The following is an 18,073-nucleotide window of genomic DNA, read 5'->3' as shown; positions in this document are numbered from 1 at the left end:
GCGCGACCATGACCGCACCCACCTTCCCCGATCTCACCCTGCCGCAGATGCTGCGTCTCAATGCGCAGCGCATCGGCCCGCGCACCGCCATCCGCCAGAAGGATTTCGGCATCTGGAATCCGGTGTCGTGGCAGGCCTATTTCGAGCGCGCGGCCCTCGCCGGCCACGGCCTGCGCGCCCTCGGCCTGCCCGAGGGCGGGCATGTGGCGGTGCTCTCCGAAAACCGCATCGAATGGGTGCTGACGCAGCTCGGCGCCGGCCTTCTCGGGGCGGTCACGGTGGGTGTCTACCCCACCAGCCCGGCCAATGAGGTGGCCTATGTGCTCGGCCATGCGGAGGCGGAAATCGTCGTCTGCGAGGACCAGGAGCAGGTGGACAAGGTGCTGGAGCGCCGGGCCGAACTGCCCAAGCTCCGGCGCATCGTGGTGGTGGAGAAGAAGGGCCTGCGCACCTACGCGGGCGGCGAGGTGATCGCCTTCGACACGATGATCGAGATGGGCGCCGCCCATCGCGCGGCCCAGCCCGGGATCATCGAGGAGGCGCTGGCGCGCCAGTCCCTCTCCGATGTGGCGCTGATGATCTATACTTCGGGCTCCACCGGAAAGCCCAAGGGCGCGATGCTCACCTATCGCAACCTGCGCGCCGAGGCGATCGCGCTGTCCGAGCGGCTGGGGCTCGACGAGACCACCACCCACGTCTCCTACTTGCCGCTCTGCCACGTGGCCGAGCAGATGCTCACCACCATGGCGCCCATCTACCTGGGCTCACAGGTCAATTTCGGCGAGAGCATCCGCACCATCCAGGAAGATCTGCGGGAGGTCGCTCCCTCCATGTTCCTTGGCGTGCCGCGCATCTGGGAGAAGCTGGCGGCGTCCATCACCATCAAGATGATGGAGGCGGACGGCCTGCGCCGCGCGCTCTACGAACGCCTCGTGAAGGCGTGCGAGCCGTTCGCCGAGAAGCACCCGTCGAAGCGCTCGCTGAAGGAGCGGGCGCTCTTCTTCGTGGCCTACCTGCTTTTCTTCCGCGCGCTGCAGAACTTCATCGGCCTCAGGCGCGCGAAGGTGGCGATGACCGGCGCGGCGCCCATCTCGCCCAATATCGTGCGCTTCTTCCGCACCCTCGGCGTGCCTCTGGTGGAGGTCTACGGCGCCACCGAGACCACCGGCATGTGCACCGGCCAGCGCCTCACCGATCTGCGCCCCGGCTGCGTCGGTCCGGCCGCGGAGGGCGTGGAGGTGAAACTCGGCCCGCACAACGAACTGATGGTGAAAGGCGACCTCGTTTTCGCCGGCTACTACCGCAACGAGGAGGCGACGGCCGCTGCGCTCCGCGATGGCTGGCTGCACACCGGCGACGTGGTGGAGATGGTGGGCGATCAGGTGAAGATCGTGGATCGCCTCAAGGACATCATGATTACCGCGGGCGGCAAGAATTTGAGCCCGTCGGAGATCGAGAACGTCGCGAAGTCCAGCGTCTTCATCAAGGAATGCATCGTTATCGGCGAGGCGCGCAAATATGTCTCCGCCCTCATCCAGATCGATTTCGAGACGGTGGGCAAATGGGCGGAGGAGAAGGCGATCGCCTACACCAATTTCCGCAATCTCGTCGAAAACCCGCAGGTTCGCGCGCTGATCGAGGGCGAGATCGCCAAGGCCAATGCGGAGCTGGCGCAGGTGTCCCACATCCGCCGCTTCCACCTCCTCACCAAGGAGCTGGACCACGACGACGACGAGGTGACGGCGACCATGAAGATCCGCCGTTCCAACATCCAGAAGAAATACGCCACCGAGATCGAAGGCCTCTACGCCTGAGCGGCGCGGCTGCAAGGACCCTCCATGCCAGACGCCTATATCTTCGACCACGTGCGCACCCCGCGCGGCCGCGGCAAGCCGGATGGCGCGCTGCATGCGGCGACTCCGGTGCATCTCGCCACCACCGTGCTGTCCGCTTTGCGCGACCGCAGCGCCCTCGATACGGCGGCGGTGAGCGACATCGTGATGGGTGTCGTCATGCCCATCGGCGAGCAGGGCCAGTGCCTGCCGCGCATCGCCGCGCTGCGCGCGGGCTATGACGATGAGGTGGCGGGCGTACAGATCAATCGCTTCTGCGGCTCCGGGCTGGAGGCGGTCAACATGGCCTCTGCCAAGGTGATGGCCGGGCAGGCGGACATGGTGATCGGCGCTGGTTGTGAAAGCATGTCGCGCATTCCCATCCTCTCGGACGGCGGGGCGTGGAGCCAGGATCCGGACGTGGCTTTCGCCACCCGCTTCGTGCCGCAGGGCATCAGCGCCGATCTCATCGCCACCAAATGGGGCTATGACCGCGCCGCCGTGGATGCCTTCGCCGTGGAGAGCCATCACCGCGCCGCGCGGGCGTGGGCGGAGGGCCGCTTCGCCCGCTCCATCGTGCCCGTCACCGACGCTATCGGCGAGGTGATGCTGGATCGCGACGAGACGGTACGCGGCAATTCCAGCATGGACGATCTCGCCCGCCTCAAGCCCGCCTTCGCGGCCATGGGGGCGGACCCCGGCTTCGACGCCATCGCGCGCCTGCGTTATCCCGAAGTCGGCGAGATCGCCCACGTCCACCACGCCGGCAACTCCTCCGGCATCGTGGATGGCGCGGCGGCCGTGCTCATCGGCTCGCGGGAGGCCGGGGCCGCGGCGGGCCTGAAGCCGCGCGCGCGCATCCGCGCCTTCGCGGAGATCGGCTCGGAACCCACCATTATGCTCACCGCCCCCTCTTTCGCCGCCGAGAAGGCGTTGAAGCGCGCGGGCATGAGCGCCGCCGACATCGACCTCTTCGAGATCAACGAGGCCTTCGCCGCCGTGGCGCTGCGCTTTATCGACGCTTTGGGGCTCGATCCCGCACAGGTGAACGTGAACGGCGGCGCCATCGCCATGGGCCACCCGCTGGGCGCCACCGGAGCCATGATCCTCGGCACCGTGCTCGATGAGCTGGAGCGGACGGGCAAGGCCACCGCGCTCGCCACCCTGTGCATCGGCGCCGGCATGGGCGTCGCCACCATCATCGAGCGGGTCTGAGCCATGCTGCGCACGGAGATCGACGGCGACGGCATCGCCATTCTCATCCTCGATCAGCCCGGCCGATCGGTGAACACGCTGGGCTGGGCGCTCGTCGATGCGCTGGAGGCCGAGGTGGAGCGGCTGGCGGCGGATGGCGCCGTCTCCGGCATCATCGTCACCTCGGGCAAGTCCTCCTTCCTTGCGGGGGCGGATCTCGCGATCATGAACGGCCTCTCGGCACCGGACGTGACGTTGCCGGAGGCGGCGCGCCGCATCGGTCGCATGGGGGCGCTGTTCCGCCGGCTGGAGACGTGCGGCAAGCCGGTGGTGGCTGCTGCGCCCGGCACGGCGCTGGGGGCAGGACTGGAGCTGATGCTCGCCTGCCATCACCGGCTCGTCGCGGACAATCCCAAGGGCCTGTTCGGCCTGCCGGAGGTGACGCTCGGCATATTGCCCGGCGCCGGCGGCACCCAGCGCGTGCTTCGCCGTCTGGGCATCGCCGCCGCCTTGCCGATCCTGGTGGACGGCAGGCCCATGAGCGCCGTCGAGGCGCAGGCGGTGGGGCTGATCGATGCGATCGTGACGCCGGACGATCTCCTTCCCGCCGCCAAGGCCGCCTTGCGCGAGGGGCGGGTCAACCCTGTCGCGCCATGGGATGTGAAGGGCTTTCGCCTGGCCGGCCTCGCGCCGACCAGCACCGCCGCGGGCGACCTGTTCGCGGTCTGGAATGCCCGCGTGCTGGCGCGGACCAAGGGGGAAGACCCCGCGCCGCGCGCCATCCTCTCCTGCATGTTCGAGGGGGCACGCCTGCCCATGGACAAGGCGCTGAAAGTGGAGCGCGACTATTGCGCCGCCCTCATTCAGAGCCCGCAGGCGCAGGACAAGATCGCCGCTTTCTTTGCCCGCCAGGCCGCCAAGGCGGGTGGAGCGGCATCGTAAGCGCTTGTCATCCCGTGCCTCGAGCCGGGGTATGACGGTTCGAAATTTACAAACGAGACGGCGGCCCCGCCGCACGAGAACAAGGACCATCCCATGCCGCTTCCCGCCGCCTTCGAGGGCCGCCTGAAAATCCCCGCCGTGGCCGCGCCCATGTTCCTCACCTCCGGTCCCGATCTCGTGGTGGAGGTCTCGCGCTCGGGCATGGTGGGCACCTTCCCGGCGCTCAACGCCCGCACCAGCGACGGCTTCCGCGACTGGGTGCGGGAGATCAAGGCGCGCCTTGCCGAGGTGGAGGATGCGGCGCCGTTCGGCGTCAACCTTATCGTCCACAAGTCCAACCCGCGCGTGGAGGCGGACCTCGCCATCTGTGTCGAGGAGAAGGTGCCGCTCGTCATCACCTCGCTCGGGGCGGTGCCTGATCTTGTGAAGGCGGTGCATTCCTATGGCGGCGTCGTCTTCCACGATGTCATCAGCCGCCGCCATGCGGAGAAGGCGGCGGAAGCCGGCGTGGACGGCATCATCGCCGTCTCGGCCGGTGCCGGCGGCCATGCGGGGCAGCTCAGCCCCTTCGCCCTTGTCACCGAGATCAGGCAGGTGTTCGCCGGCACCATCCTCATGGCCGGTGCCATCAACACCGGCGCCCAGATCCTCGCGGCGCGTGCGGCGGGGGCGGACCTCGCCTACATGGGCACGCGCTTCATCGCCACGCGCGAGGCCATGGTGCCGCAGGAATTCAAGGACATGATCCTGTCCTCCTCGGCGGCGGACATCCTCTACACGCCCGCCATCAGTGGCGTGAACGCCAACTTCATGAAGCCCAGCATCCGCGCCGCCGGGCTCGACCCGGACAATCTCCAGGGCCACGCCAAGCTCGACATGTCGAACGAGGCGAAGGCGTGGAAGAATGTCTGGTCGGCGGGGCAGGGGGTGGGCGGCATCGCCGATCTGCCCGGCGCGGCCGAGCTTTGCGCGCGGCTTCGGGAAGAGTATCGCGCGGCGCTGAGGTCGCTCTCGTCGGATGCGTTTGGGGGCGCCTGACAGCGCTGCGCCGCCGTCTCCCCGTTCCGCCGTCGCCCTCCGGCCTGACCGGAAGGCTCATGCGTCGGCGGGAGCAGGCAGCGGGATGGCTGCCCGGTCAATCCGGCACAGGTCAGCGCGGGTGATGGACCCGCGTCCCCGGCGGGGCTACGGTCCGGCTCCCGCTTGCTGCCCCGATGCCCGCCTGATGCCTGTTTCCGAAACGCACCTCATCGAGCCTCCCCTCGGCCGCGTCACCAGCCTCGATGGCTTGCGCGGCTTCGCCTCCTGCACGGTGGCGATCTTCCATTTCTTCTACGCCTTCACGCCCGGCCCCTTTCGATCCTGGGGCCGCACCGGTTTCTCCGTTTCCGACACGCCGCTGGCGGTGCTGTGGAACGGGCATTTCTCCGTGGCCGTCTTCTTCGCCCTGAGCGGCTTCGTGCTGGCCGCCTCGGCGCCACGGACGCTGAAGGAAGCGCCGCTGCTGATCGGCCTCAGATATTTCCGCCTCGCCCTGCCGGCGCTGGCGGCATCGCTCATCGCATGGTTCTGGATCGCCGGCTTTCCCGATGCCGGAAAGGCGGCGCAGGCGCTCTCCGGCAGTACGTGGTTTCGCTGGACCCACCAGCCGCCCATTCCGCCCCTGTGGCTGGCGGCGTGGGAAGGGGCGGTGCAGGTGTTCGTGGAGACGGGCAAGCCGCTGTTCAATAACCCGCTCTGGACCATGCGCATCGAGCTGATGGGCTCGATCCTCATCTATGGCGGCTATGCCCTCGTGCGGGGGCGGGCGCGGGTGCCGGCGCTGGTGGCGGGGGGCCTTGGCCTCGGGATTGTGGTCGATTTCTCGCTCGCGGCCTTCTGCGGCGGGGCGCTGCTGTTCGAGCTGCGCGGTTGGCTGAAGCCGATGCCGATGCGGGGCACGCTTCTCGCGCTCTTAGGTCTCGTGCTCGGCGCCACCTATCCCGGCCATGCGGACGGGCCGGGTCTCGCCGATGCCGTGCTGTCCCGCCTCGGCGGCGACGGCTGGCGGGAGGCCGGGGCGCTGCTCGTCATCGTCTCGTTCCTCACCACACCGTGGCTGCGGGACCTGTTCGAGCGGCCGGGGCTGCAGCACCTCGGCGCGCTCTCGTTTCCCCTCTATCTGGTGCATGTGCCGCTGATCGTGGGCCCGGCGGCCTGGGCCTTCGTGCATTTCGCGCCCGTGGGCGTCGGAGGCCTCGCGCTGCTCTTCGCGGTTACAGCCCTCGCCGCCTTCGCCTGCGCCAGCCTGTTCCTCGTCGCGGTGGAACGCCCGGTATTGGATGGGCTGCGCTTCATTCGCAAACGCGGACGGGCGCGACTGGCCGAGGCGTGAGCGGCGCTAAACCGCCACCGCCATCGGAGGAATGGCGATGATCTCTTCGTCGTCCGTCGCGTGGTTGCGCCACATGAGGAATGCGAACGGGGCGGGGGCATCGAGCACCGTCAACGGCGCGTGCCAGGTGCCCGGCGCCAGCGTGATGCCCTGTCCCGGCGCGGGCAGGAAGGCCTCCGCCGCCGCCAGATCCGGCCCGTCCCGGCCGGTGCCCGGCGCCACCACGATCACCCAGCGGGCCGGTGCCATCGGCACGATGCTCTGGGAGGTGAAGACGTGCCGCTCGATCACCTCGATCCCCACCGGCTGAGGAACCGGCGCGGCGAGGATGAGGGAGAGGCAGGCCGGAACATCGGGCCGCAGGTTCGCGAGGACGGTGTTGAACGACGTGCGCACCCCCACCGTCTGCGGCACCGCCAATACCTCGCCATAGGGCGCGAAGGCCTCCCCCGTCAGCGGACGTGGGACGAGAGGCCTCACGCGCCGCCGCCCGCCACCGCGAGCACCGCGTGCAGCAGCACGTTGGCGCCAGCGGCGCACTCCTCCGGCTTGGCGGATTCCAGCTCGTTGTGGCTCACGCCGTCCTTGCACGGCACGAAGACCATGGCGGTGGGCACCACGGTGGCGAGGTGGAAGCTGTCATGCCCGGCACCCGACACAATGGGCCGGTGCGACAGGCCCAGCCGGTCGGCCGCGGCGGCGATGGCACCGGTCATGGCCGCGTCGAAATGGGTGGGTTCCTTGCGCCAGATGGTGTCGAGGCGGATGTCCACCTTCCGCCGCGCGGCGATCTCCTTCACCTGCGCCTGAAGCGCCTTGTCGAGGGCATCCAGGATGCCCGCGTCCGGGGTGCGGAACTCGCCGGAAAAGGCGATCTCGCCGGGGATCACATTGCGCGAGGGCCGCGCGATCACCGCCTCGCCGACGCTGCCCACCGCGTTCGGCCCGTGCGCCTTGGCGAGGGCTTCGATGGCCAGCACGATTTCGGACAAAGCGGCCAGCGCATCCTTGCGCAGATGCATGGGCGTGGAGCCCGTATGGCTCTCGAAGCCGGAGATGCGGCCGTCGTACCAGATGATGCCCTGCCCGTGCTCCACCACGCCGATGGGGAGGCCTTCCGCCTCCAGGATCGGCCCCTGCTCGATGTGGAGTTCGAGGAAGCCGGAGAATTTCTGCGCGCCCACCTCTTCCGGCCCACGATAGCCGATGGCGTCCAGCGCTGCGCCGACGCTGATCCCGTCCGCATCGGTGCGGGCGAGGATGTCGGAAACCGGCAGGTCCGCCACGTAGCCCGCCGAGCCCATCATGGCCGGGGCGAAGCGGGAGCCTTCCTCGTTGGTCCAGTTGCAGACGCAGATGGGCGTCTCTGTCTCGATGCCGGCATCGTTGAGCGTGCGCACCACTTCCAGCGCCGCCATCACGCCCAGCACGCCGTCGAACTTGCCGCCGGTGGGCTGGGTGTCGAGGTGCGAGCCGATGCCCAGCGGCGGCTTGGTCATGTCCTTGCCCGGCCGCAGAGCGAACATGTTGCCGAGGCCGTCCACGGTGACGGTGCAGCCGGCGGCCTCGCAGGCGGCGCGGAACCAGTCGCGCACCTGCCGGTCCTCCTCCGACAAGGTGAGACGGCGCACGCCGCCCTTCTCCGTGCCGCCGAAGCGGGCGGTTTCGATGATCGTGCTCCAGAGGCGGTCGGCGTTGATCGTGAGGTTGGTGGCAGGTGCGGACATCAATTCACCGGGACGGGGGTTTCAGCCAGAACACAGCGCACGTCGCGGCCGGGGCCGAGATGGACGAGCGGCGGCGGCGCGACGGTGCAGCGCGGCTGCGCGAAGGCACAGCGCGGCGCAAAGGAGCAGGCGACGGGCGCCTTGTCGAGGGAGGGCGGCGTGCCGGGGATGGTCTCCAGCCGCGCCCCGCGCGCCGCGCCATGGACGGTGGAGGCGAGCAGCCCGCGCGGATAGGGATGCTGCGGCGTGCGGACGATCTCGCCCAGCGTGCCCGTCTCCACGATCTGGCCGGCATACATCACCGCCACCTTGTCGCAGATCTCGATGGCGACACCGATGTCGTGGGTGACGAAGATCACCGACATGCCCATCTCCCGCTGCAGCTCGCGCAGCAGCAGCAGGATCTGGATCTGCACGGTGGCATCGAGGGCGGTGGTGGGCTCGTCCGCGAGCAGGATCTTGGGGCGGCAGGCCAAGGCGAGGGCGATCATGGCGCGCTGGCGCATGCCGCCGCTCATCTCGTGGGGATAGGCATCCAGCCGGCGCTTCGCCGAGGGGATGCGCACCAGCTCCAGCATCTCCAGCGCGCGGGCGGTGGCGTCGCGCTGGCTCGCGCCCTCGTGGCGCATCACCGATTCCGAGATCTGCCGGCCGATGGTGTAGACCGGGTCCAGCGCCAGCGCCGGCTCCTGGAAGATCATGGAGACGGTGCGGCCGCGGAAGTCGGAGAGGGTGGCGTCGTCCATGGCGAGCACATCCTGCCCCGCCACATGCACGCTGCCGGAGATCACCGAGCGCCGTTTGGGCAGGAGGCGCATGAGCGCACGCATGGTGACGCTCTTGCCCGAGCCGGACTCGCCCAGCAGGCCCAGCACCTCGCCCTCGCCGAGGGAGAGGGACACGCCGTTCACCGCATGAACGGTGCGCTCGCCGGTGAAGCGGATGGTGAGGTCGCGGATGTCGACGAGGGGCCTTGCGGCTTCAGCCATGGTTTTCGTGCCGTTCGCTTCGCTCATGGCTCCTCCGGCATCTGTTCATGGAAATCGGTCTCGCGCTGGAAGGCGGCGCCGATGCGGATCAATGTCGCCTCGGCGAACGGCCGGCCGATCACCTGCAAGCCGACGGGAAGGCCCGTGCGGGTGAAGCCGCAGGGCAGGCTCACCGTTGGCAGGCCGAGATAGTTCACCGGGCGGGTGAAGCGGGTGATGCGCTGGATCATCGCCTCCGCGCCCGGCCCGCCGTCCGTATCGGTCTCGGCGATGGTGGGGGCGGGCATGGGGGCGGTGGGGGCGAGCACGGCATCCACCTCGGCGACCGCCGCCAGATGCTCGGCCAGCGCCGGCCCACGCCAGCGCAGCGCCTCCAGATAGGTCACGGCGGGGATGGCGAAGCCGTTCTCCAGCCGGGAGCGGATCTGCGGTCCATAATCCTGCGGACGCTCCAGAAGCCACGCCTTGTGGCTGGCGGAGGCCTCGCAGTTCAGCACCACCTGCGAGGCGCCGGAGAGCTTCATCTGGTCCGGCAGGGAGACGCTGACGATGCGCGCGCCGCCGCGCTTCAGGGTGGCGATGGTCTCGTCCAGCACGCGGGCGACTTCGGGGTCGAGATCATCCACATAGAAGGCATCGGGGATGCCGATGGTGAGGCCCTTGAGGCGACCCTCGGCGGCGGCGAGATAGTCGGGCACTGGGGCGGTGGCGGTGGTGGGGTCCAGCGGGTCGTGCCCGGCCATGAGGCCGAGCAGGATGGCGCAATCCTCCACCGTGCGGGCCAGCGGGCCGATGGTGTCGAGGGAGAACGAGAGCGGCATGGCGCCGTAGCGGCTCACGAGCCCGACCGTGGTCTTCAGTCCGGTGACGCTGCAGAAATGCGCCGGCATCCGGATGGAGCCGCCGGTGTCGGAGCCGAGCGCGCCATAGGTCAGCCGCGCCGCCACCGCCGCCCCCGAACCGGAGGAGGAGCCGCCGGTGACATGGGCGGTGTTCCACGGGTTCCGCGCGGCGCCGAAATGGGCGTTGTGGCCGGTGGGGCCATAGGCGAACTCGACCATGTGCAGCGCGCCGAGCCGCACCGTGCCCGCCGCCTTGATGCGGGCCAGCGCCGTGGAATTCGTCGTCGCCACCGTGTCCCGCAGGATCTTCGAGCCGCAGGTGGAGACGCGGCCGTCCTCGTAGAACATATCCTTGTGGGCGAGGGGCAGGCCGTGCAGCAGCCCCTTCACCTCGCCCTGAGCCAGCGCGGCATCGGCCGCATCCGCGGCGGCCAGCGCTGCCTCCGGCTCGATGGCGATGAAGGCGTTGAGCGCCGGCTGGAGCCGGGCGATGCGGGCGAGGCACGCCTCCGTCGCCTCGCGGGAGGAGAGCACGCCGGCGCGGATGGCCATGGCAGCTTCCGCGAGCGTCATCAGCGCCGGATCGGCCGGCGCGCCGGCGGAGGGGCGGAGCGACAGGCTCATTGGCCGCCCTCCTTCGGCTCCGCGCAGGGCCGCTGCACCGCGAGGAAGGTCGCCGGCTCCAGATCGAACGGCAGGGTGCCGGCCACGGCGGAGAACGCGGCAAGGCCGGGCGAGATGCCGGAAGCGATGCGCGCGGCATCTGCGGGGGAAAGGTTCAGTCCGGCGGCGCGGATGATGGCGGCGGCGTCTTCAGACGAAAGATGCTGGCTCATGCGGCGACCTCCGTCGCGGCGGGCGCGCGGCTGTGGCCGGAGCCCGGAATGACCATGTGGCAGGCGGCGAGATGGGCATCGGGCGCCGTATCGCCCGGCGTCGCCGGGGAGAGCGCCGGGCATACCCGTCCGCACACCTCTTCCGCGAAGGTGCAGCGGGTGTGGAAGCGGCAGCCGGCGGGCGGATCGATGGGGTTGGGCGGATCGCCCGAGAGGGGCGGCGTCTCGGTGCGCTTGTCCGGGTCGAGGGCCGGCATGGCGGCGAGCAGAGCGCGCGTATAGGGGTGGGCAGGGGCCTCCCACACCTCATCGACCGGTCCCACCTCCACCACCTGACCGAGATACATCACCAGTACCCGGTCGGAGATGTAGCGGACCACGTTGAGGTCGTGGCTGATGAACACGTAGGTCAGGCCGAACTCGCGCTTGAGGTCGGTGAGCAGGTTCAGCACCTGCGCCTCCACCGACTTGTCCAGCGCCGAGACTGCCTCGTCGAGAATGACGAGCCGTGGCTTCAGGGCGAGGGCACGGGCGATGTTCACGCGCTGGCGCTGGCCGCCGGAGACCTCGTGCGGATAGCGGTTGGCGAACACTTCCGGGCGCAGGCCCACCTTGCCCATCAGCTCGCGGGCCAGCGCCCGCGCCTCCTTGTCGGGGATGCCGTGCACCTTCGGCCCGAAGGCGATGCTGTCCTCGATGGTGAGGCGCGGGTTCAGCGAGGCATAGCTGTCCTGGAACACCATCTGCATGCCGCGCCGGAACTCGCGCATGGAAAGGCTGTAGCCGACGACCTGCCCGTCGAACAGGATCTCGCCAGAGGTGCGCGGCATGAGGTGCATGAGCAGGCGCGCGGTGGTGGACTTGCCGCAGCCGCTCTCACCCACGATGCCGAGCGTCTCGCCCTTGGCGACAGCGAAGGACACGTCGTCCACCGCCCGCACGGTCTTCTTTTCGGCGAACAGGCCGCCGCCGATGGGGAAATGCTTGGTGAGGCTGTTGACGGCGAGCAGCGGCTGGGCCGGTCCGCCGAGGTCCTCAAGAGGTTCGATGGTGCTCAATTGCGGATGTCCATGGCGCTGCGCAGCCCGTCGCTGAGCATGTTGAAGCAGATGGAGACGGCGAAGATCATCACGCCCGGCAGAGCCGCGACGCCCGGATTGACGTAGATGGCAGTGCGCAGGGTGTTCAGCATCAGGCCCCATTCGGGCTCCGGCGGCCTTGTGCCGAGGCCGAGGAAGGAGAGGCCCGCCGCGAGGATCATGGAGACGGAGATGAGGCCCGTCGCATAGACGAAGATCGGCCCGAGCACGTTGCCCAGCATATGCACGCGCATGATGGTGAGCGCCGCGGCGCCCGACGCCCGCGCCGCATCCACGAAGTCGAGCGAGCGCACCGAGGTGGTGACACTCTCCGCCACGCGGGTGATCTGCGGCACGAACACCACGGTGAGCGAGACGATGGAATTGACGATGCCCGCCCCGAGCACGCCCGAGATGGCGATGGCCAGCAGCACCGAGGGGAAGGCGTAGAACACGTCGATCGTGCGCATGATGATCGTGTTGACCTTGCCGCCGAGATAGCCGGCCAGCAGCCCGAGGCTGGTGCCGATGCCGAAGGCGAGGATCACCGGCAATATGCCGATGAGCAGCGAGAGGCGCCCGCCATAGACAAGGCGGGAGAGCATGTCGCGGCCGAGCTCGTCGGTGCCGAGCGGATAGTTCGGCGTGCCGATGGGGCGCAGCCGGCGGATCATGGAGCCCTGGTAGGGATCGGCGAGGCCGAGCCAGGGCGCGAAGATCGCCGCGAGCACGATGAGGATGAGGATGGCCGCGCAGGCCATGCTCACCTTGTCGCGGGAGATGCGGCGGGCCACCGTCGCCCAATAGCCGCGGGCCTTCTCGACGGGGGCCGCCTCGAGGGCGGCATCGCTGGTCATCGCCACGATCAGGCCCTCTTGATGCGCGGGTCGATCGCCGCCTGGGCGATGTCCACCACGAGGTTGAGGAAGACGAAGAACAGCGCCAGCACGAGGATCGTGCCCTGCAGCAGCGGCAGGTCGCGCTGGAAGATGGCGGAGTTCAAAAGGAAGCCCGTGCCCGGCCAGGAGAACACCGTCTCGATGAGGATCGAGCCGCCCAGCAGATAGCCGAGCTGGAGGCCCATGACGGCGATGGCGGTGGGCAGGGCGTTCTTCACCACATGGCGGAACACCTGGGTCTCGCGCAGGCCCTTGGAGCGCAACGCCTCCACGAAATCCTGCGAGAGGATGTCGCCGGTGAGCGCCCGCACCGTGCGCGTCACGATGCCCATGGGGATCACCGACATGGTGACGGCGGGCAGGATGAGGAAGCGCATGTGCTCCCAGTCCCACGACCATCCGCCCGGCCCCATGCCCACGGCAGGCAGCCAGTTGAGCCACACCGAGAAGATGATGACCAGCACCATGCCCAGCCAGTAGTGGGGCACGGAGACGCCGGCCACCGCGATGGAGGTGGCGAGCTTGTCCACCCAGGTGTTGCGGAAATAGCCGGCGATGAGGCCGAAGAAGGCCCCCAGCGCGAAGCCGATGATGGCGGCCGAAACCGCCAGGATGAAGGTGTTGCCGACCGCCGCCGTCACCTCGGCCAGCACCGGGCGGCCGGTGGCGATGGAGGTGCCGAGATTGCCATGCAGCGCATGCCAGACCCACAGGCCGAACTGCACCGGAAGCGGCTGGTCAAATCCGTAGGCCGCGCGCAGCTGCGCCGCGAGTTCCGCCGAGGCGTCCGGCGGCAGCACCGCCACCAGCGGGTCGCCGGGGGTGATGTGCACCAGAAGGAAGCACACCAGCGCCACCGAGACGACGATGGGGATCACATAGACGATGCGCCTGAGGACATAGACCAGCACGGGGCGATCCTGCTTGTGTTGGAAGGGCGCGGGGCCGGCGGCTCCGCGCTTGGATGCGTATCTGCCGACCGTCATGGCCGGGCTTGTCCCGGCCATCCACGTGGTGCGGCCGGGTTCAGCGTCAGAGGTCACTCAGGCGGCCCGACGTGGATGCCCGGGACAAGCCCGGGCATGACGGCCGTCAGGGGAACGGAAGCGCGCGCCGTTACCCTGCGTGCCTCACTGGCTGATGGACACCGGCGAGAAGTCCACGAACCAGCTCTTGGGCTGCACGAAGCCCTTGATCTTGGGGCTCAGCGCGCGCGGGCCCACATCGTGGGCGACCCAGAGGAAGGCCGCATCGTCCACCGAAGCCGCATGCAGCTCGGCGAGGGCGGCGTCGCGCGCGGCGGGGTCGAAGGAGTTGCGCGCCTTCTTCACCAGCTCGTCGAACTTGGGGTTGTTGATGTAGCCCCAGTTGTTGGACACCGGCGGCGCCATGCCCGACTGGAGGAAGCGCACCATGGCGAAGAACGGGTCCATGGCGGCGTAGGTGATGTTCACCGCGTTGGAGCCGTTGGCGGACGGGTCCTTGGCGCCCTTGCGCCAGTTGGTGAACAGCGTGTTCCACTCGATCACGTCGAGCTTCACGTCGAAATAGCACTCGGCCAGCGCCTGCTGCAGGTATTCGTTCATGGGAAGCGGCAGCATTTGGCCGGATCCCGAGGCCGAGGTCTGCGTCGTCACCTTCAGCTTCTTGTCGGGGCCGAACCCGGCCTCCTTCATCAGCTTCTGGCCTTCCTTCACATCATACTTGATCTGGAAAGTGGGGTTGCCGCGCCAGGGATGGCCGGGCTCCACGGTGCCGGTGGCGGGAGCCATGAGGCCGCCGAGCAGGCCCTCCTTCATGCCCTCGCGGTCGATGCAGAGGTTCGCCGCCTTGCGCACCCGGATGTCGTTCCACGGCGAGCCCTCGATGCGAGAGAACTGCCAGGGCCAGACGTGGGGCTGCTCGTTCGCCTCGATCTTGAAGCCGCGAGACTTCAGCTGCGGCAGGGCGTCGGGCGCCGGCGCCTCGATCCAGTCCACCTGCCCGGCGAGGAGGGCGGCGGTGCGGGCGTTGGCCTCGGGCATGGGCAGGAGCACCATGCGGTCGGTCTTCGGGATGCGGTTCTTGTCCCAGTAGGCGGCGTTCTTCACCAGCTCCAGCCGCTCGCGCGGCACGAAGGCGGCCATCTTCCACGGGCCGGTGCCGGAGGCGCTGCGGGCGAAGATGGTCCAGGCCGCGGCGGCCTTCGCCTTGGCGTCGACGCCCTCGGCGGTCTCATAGAGCTTCTGCCAGTGGGCGGGGCTCGCCATGAACAGGTTGGTGAGGTTGTAGGGCAGGAAGGAGTCGGGCTCGGCGGTGGTCAGCTCCACCGTCAAATCGTCGATCTTCTTCGCCGAGCGCAGGGTTGGCATGCGCGAGGCGGTGACGCCCACCTGGCTGGCATCGAACTGGGGTGCCTCCTTGTTGAGCACCTTGTCCACGTTCCACACCACGGCATCGGCGTTGAACGGCGAGCCGTCATGGAAGGTCACGCCGGGGCGCAGCTTGAAGATCCACTTGGTCTTGTCCTGATCGTCCACCTTCCACTCGGTGGCGAGGCCGGGAACGAGGATGCTGGGCTTGGTGGCCGAGGACAGGTCCCACAGCACCAGCGCGTCATACATGGTGAGGCCGGTGAAGCGGTTGCCCTCGAAACCCTGGTCGGGCTGGCCGAGGGTGCGCGGAATATCGGCCGCCGTCATGCCGATGCGCAGGGTGGTCTCAGCAGCGGCAAAGCCCGGTGCCAGAAGGGCCGGGACGGCGATGGCGCCCCCCGTGGCCACGAGAAAGGCGGCCGTCCTCAGGAGGCGGCTGGCCGGGCTGTTGCGCAGGTCTTTCTTGAGCATCGTCGAGTCCTCTTCGGCGCGATGCCCATGCTGGCTAGCAACCCCTGTGCCACGGCGCAGAAGCCGTCCCGATCCTTTGTGCCGCTGCGGAATGCTTGAAACAGTTCGTCGTCAAATCATCGACAAATTGCATGATTGCCTATCAATTGAGCAAATGCGGTTCATCGCATGCATTTTGGGTCGAGAGGCGTGCGGGGCGCTTTTCAGGGCGGCCCCCGGATGCTTCCTTTGGGGCGGGCAGGGGGAGGGCGCTTTGAAGATTCTGGTCCTGAACGCGAATACCAGCGAGGCCGTGACCGATCGCATGGTGGCGGCGCTGAACCGTCGTGCGCCCGCAGGCGTCGAACTTGCCGGCGTCACGGCCAGCTTCGGCCAGCCCTATGTCACCACGCGCCAATCCGCGGCGGTGGCGGGCCATGCGGCGCTGGAGGCGGTGGCTGCGGCCGTGGCGAAGGAGCAGGAGGAAGGGCGTCCCCCCTTCGATGCCGCCCTCTATGCCTGCTTCGGCGAGCCGGGCCTGGAGGCGCTGCGCGGCACCTTCGCCTTTCCCTTCGCCGGCATGGCCGAGGCGAGCATCCTCGCCGCGCTCCAATTGGGCGAACGCTTCTCCATCGTGGTGCCGCACGGCGAATGGCCCGCCATGTTGCGCGAGCTGATGCGCCGCACCCATCTGGACGGACGCTGCGCCGGCATCGCCATGGTGCCCGGCGACGCCCTCGCGCTGTCTGCCCGCCATGCGGACGGCTCCTCGGACAAGACCTGGGCGGTGGCGCGGGTGGTGGAGGAGACCATCGCCGCACAGGCGCCGGACGTGCTCATCCTCGGCGGCGCGGCGCTGGCCGGCTACGCCGCCGAGATCGAGGTCGCCGCGCCCCTGCCCATCATCGATTCCCTCGAAGCCGGATTCGAGCAGGCGCTGGCCCTCGCCCGGCTCGGCTCATGCCGCAGGGAGAGGCGCTGAGCGGCAGACTGGGGCTTGGCCTTGCAGGGGATTTTCTGTCGTGCCGCGCCGGGCGGGCTGCTATAGGCGGCAGGCCGGCGCCTCCGCGCGACCGGTGCCCGTCCCCGCGTGAGGGGCGGCTGCCGCAGCGAGTTCCCCCTTGATCGTCGATCCCCTCTTCTATGCCGCCGCCGTGCCGGCCACCATTGTGGTGGGTCTCTCCAAGGGCGGCTTCACCGGCCTTTCGGTGCTGGGCCAGCCCATTCTGGCGCTGGTGATGTCGCCCATCCAGGCGGCCGCCATCATCCTGCCGGTGCTGATCGTCCAGGACGTGGTGAGCCTCTACGCCTACTGGCGCCGCTGGAGCCGGAAGGAGCTGATGCGCACCCTTCCGGGCGCTCTTGCCGGCATCGTGCTCGGCTATCTGCTCGCGGCCTCCGTGTCCGACGCGGCGGTGGCCTTCGGCATCGGCGTGCTCTCGGTGGTGGAGGCGGCACGCGCCTTCCTGTCGCGGCGGCTGAAGCGCGCCCCGGGGGAGTCGGGCCCCATCGCCGCCGCAGTGTGGAGCGCCGTCTCCGGCTTCACCAGCATGATCGCCAATGCGGGTGGTCCGCCGCTGATGATCTATCTGCTGCGGCGCCCGCTCCCCGTGCAGCAGTTCGCGGCGACGGCCACCGCCTTCTTCGCGGTGGTGAACTGGGTGAAGCTGCCGTTCTTCCTCGCCCTGGGCCAGATCTCATTCGAGAATCTCGCCACCTCGGCCGCGCTGATCCCCATTGCCGTGGTGTCGACCATGGCCGGCGTCTGGCTGGTGCGCCGCGTCTCACCGGCGCGCTTCTTCGGCCTCGTCTACACCATCCTCGCGGTGGTCGGCGTGAAGCTGATCTACGATGGGGTGACGCACTTCTGAAGGCGCATCACCCGCGCCTCAGGTGAGCGGCGTCGGCATCAGTCCCGCAACCGCCGGCCGCGCCTTCAGTCGTCCATACCAGGCGGCAAGGTTGGGCAGGTCGGGCCGTTCCAGCCCGGTGCCCTCCAGCGGCATGTTGAACCAGCGGTGGGCGCAGCAGGCGAGCGGAATGTCGGCGACGGTGAGGCTCTCGCCCACCAGAACAGTGCGACCGGCGAGCCCCGCCTCCACGATCGCCATCGCCGCGCCGAGACTGGCGAAGGCCGGTGCGAGGGCCTTCGGATCGCGCTTTTCCGGCGCGGTGCGCACGATGCCCCAGGTCAGCGCGCTCAGAGGAGCGGCGACGGTGCCGAGCTGGAAATCCATCCAGCGCCCGGCCTCGGCCTGCGCGCGCAGATCGGCGGGCATCAGCGTGCCGAGCCCGTGGCGGGTGGCGAGATAGCGCACGATGGCGTTGGATTCCCACAGCACGAAGCCGTCATCGTCGATCACCGGCACCCGGCCGACCGGATTCCTGGCGCGGAACTCCGGAGTATCCACCACGCCGAAGGCGCCGCCGGCCTCGATCCGCTCGAAGGGCAAGCCAAGCTCCTGCGCGGTCCAGATCACCTTCTCGACGTTCACCGAATTGATGCGGCCCCAGACCTTCAGCATGGTCATATCCCGTCCTCTTTCGGCGCCCTT

Annotated in this window: 17 protein-coding genes; 7 read left to right on the top strand and 10 right to left on the bottom strand. The window is 69.0% G+C overall.

Features of this window, described 5'->3' with window-relative positions:
• Nucleotides 1-8 precede the first annotated feature (8 nt).
• The 5 genes from V5F74_RS03035 to V5F74_RS03015 all read left to right on the top strand — a co-directional run bounded on the left by V5F74_RS03035 (nucleotide 9) and on the right by V5F74_RS03015 (nucleotide 6,342).
• On the top strand, nucleotides 9-1,814 hold the full coding sequence (locus tag V5F74_RS03035) for an AMP-dependent synthetase/ligase (protein WP_394006206.1): 1,806 nt from the start codon (nucleotides 9-11) through the stop codon (nucleotides 1,812-1,814).
• Nucleotides 1,815-1,838: 24 nt separating this feature from the next.
• Nucleotides 1,839-3,047 carry an acetyl-CoA C-acetyltransferase gene (locus V5F74_RS03030; RefSeq protein WP_394006204.1) on the top strand — a complete coding sequence of 403 codons (1,209 nt, stop codon included), beginning with the start codon at nucleotides 1,839-1,841 and terminating at the stop codon, nucleotides 3,045-3,047.
• Nucleotides 3,048-3,050: 3 nt separating this feature from the next.
• Entirely contained in the window at nucleotides 3,051-3,968 is a 918-nt protein-coding gene (locus V5F74_RS03025; RefSeq protein WP_394006202.1) for an enoyl-CoA hydratase-related protein, read from the top strand.
• A gap of 93 nt (nucleotides 3,969-4,061) precedes the next feature.
• Complete coding sequence (locus V5F74_RS03020) at nucleotides 4,062-5,006, top strand: NAD(P)H-dependent flavin oxidoreductase (protein ID WP_394006200.1); 945 nt, start codon at nucleotides 4,062-4,064, stop codon at nucleotides 5,004-5,006.
• 187 nt (nucleotides 5,007-5,193) lie between these two features.
• Nucleotides 5,194-6,342, top strand: a complete 1,149-nt coding sequence (locus tag V5F74_RS03015; RefSeq protein WP_394006198.1) for an acyltransferase family protein — start codon at nucleotides 5,194-5,196, stop codon at nucleotides 6,340-6,342.
• A gap of 6 nt (nucleotides 6,343-6,348) precedes the next feature.
• Here V5F74_RS03015 and V5F74_RS03010 read toward each other — a convergent pair whose 3' ends face one another.
• The 9 genes from V5F74_RS03010 to V5F74_RS02970 form a co-directional block, all read right to left on the bottom strand.
• Nucleotides 6,349-6,822 carry an ureidoglycolate lyase gene (locus V5F74_RS03010; RefSeq protein ID WP_394006196.1) on the bottom strand — a complete coding sequence of 158 codons (474 nt, stop codon included), beginning with the start codon at nucleotides 6,820-6,822 and terminating at the stop codon, nucleotides 6,349-6,351.
• A complete protein-coding gene (locus V5F74_RS03005) occupies nucleotides 6,819-8,069 on the bottom strand; it encodes a Zn-dependent hydrolase (protein WP_394006194.1) in 1,251 nt (416 codons plus the stop codon). Before V5F74_RS03005 ends, V5F74_RS03010 begins: the two co-directional genes overlap by 4 nt.
• On the bottom strand, nucleotides 8,069-9,085 hold the full coding sequence (locus tag V5F74_RS03000) for an ABC transporter ATP-binding protein (RefSeq protein WP_394006192.1): 1,017 nt from the start codon (nucleotides 9,083-9,085) through the stop codon (nucleotides 8,069-8,071). The genes V5F74_RS03005 and V5F74_RS03000 overlap by 1 nt, the downstream gene beginning before the upstream one ends.
• Nucleotides 9,082-10,524 carry an amidase gene (locus V5F74_RS02995; protein WP_394006190.1) on the bottom strand — a complete coding sequence of 481 codons (1,443 nt, stop codon included), beginning with the start codon at nucleotides 10,522-10,524 and terminating at the stop codon, nucleotides 9,082-9,084. The genes V5F74_RS03000 and V5F74_RS02995 overlap by 4 nt, the downstream gene beginning before the upstream one ends.
• Nucleotides 10,521-10,736, bottom strand: coding sequence for a hypothetical protein (locus tag V5F74_RS02990; protein WP_038193370.1), 216 nt, complete (start codon nucleotides 10,734-10,736; stop codon nucleotides 10,521-10,523). The genes V5F74_RS02995 and V5F74_RS02990 overlap by 4 nt, the downstream gene beginning before the upstream one ends.
• Nucleotides 10,733-11,794 carry an ABC transporter ATP-binding protein gene (locus V5F74_RS02985; protein ID WP_029557971.1) on the bottom strand — a complete coding sequence of 354 codons (1,062 nt, stop codon included), beginning with the start codon at nucleotides 11,792-11,794 and terminating at the stop codon, nucleotides 10,733-10,735. The genes V5F74_RS02990 and V5F74_RS02985 overlap by 4 nt, the downstream gene beginning before the upstream one ends.
• On the bottom strand, nucleotides 11,791-12,672 hold the full coding sequence (locus tag V5F74_RS02980) for an ABC transporter permease (RefSeq protein WP_394007463.1): 882 nt from the start codon (nucleotides 12,670-12,672) through the stop codon (nucleotides 11,791-11,793). The genes V5F74_RS02985 and V5F74_RS02980 overlap by 4 nt, the downstream gene beginning before the upstream one ends.
• An 8-nt stretch (nucleotides 12,673-12,680) precedes the next feature.
• Entirely contained in the window at nucleotides 12,681-13,625 is a 945-nt protein-coding gene (locus V5F74_RS02975; protein ID WP_029557973.1) for an ABC transporter permease, read from the bottom strand.
• A 219-nt stretch (nucleotides 13,626-13,844) separates the two neighbouring features.
• A complete protein-coding gene (locus tag V5F74_RS02970; protein WP_394006187.1) occupies nucleotides 13,845-15,539 on the bottom strand; it encodes an ABC transporter substrate-binding protein in 1,695 nt (564 codons plus the stop codon).
• Between the two features lie 253 nt (nucleotides 15,540-15,792).
• On the opposite strand from V5F74_RS02970, the gene V5F74_RS02965 reads away from it, so the two are divergent.
• Nucleotides 15,793-16,500 (top strand): aspartate/glutamate racemase family protein, encoded by a 708-nt coding sequence (locus V5F74_RS02965; RefSeq protein WP_394006185.1) that lies wholly within the window; start codon nucleotides 15,793-15,795, stop codon nucleotides 16,498-16,500.
• Nucleotides 16,501-16,639: 139 nt separating this feature from the next.
• Complete coding sequence (locus V5F74_RS02960) at nucleotides 16,640-17,389, top strand: sulfite exporter TauE/SafE family protein (protein ID WP_394006184.1); 750 nt, start codon at nucleotides 16,640-16,642, stop codon at nucleotides 17,387-17,389.
• Between the two features lie 18 nt (nucleotides 17,390-17,407).
• Here V5F74_RS02960 and V5F74_RS02955 read toward each other — a convergent pair whose 3' ends face one another.
• Nucleotides 17,408-18,049, bottom strand: a complete 642-nt coding sequence (locus V5F74_RS02955; RefSeq protein ID WP_394006182.1) for a glutathione S-transferase family protein — start codon at nucleotides 18,047-18,049, stop codon at nucleotides 17,408-17,410.
• Between the last annotated feature and the right edge of the window lie 24 nt (nucleotides 18,050-18,073).

The organism is Xanthobacter aminoxidans (genome assembly GCF_043193615.1).
Classification (GTDB): Bacteria; Pseudomonadota; Alphaproteobacteria; order Rhizobiales; family Xanthobacteraceae; genus Xanthobacter; species Xanthobacter aminoxidans.
Note: the sequence above shows the minus strand (reverse complement) of the source record. Positions and strands in the feature narration are given on the sequence as shown.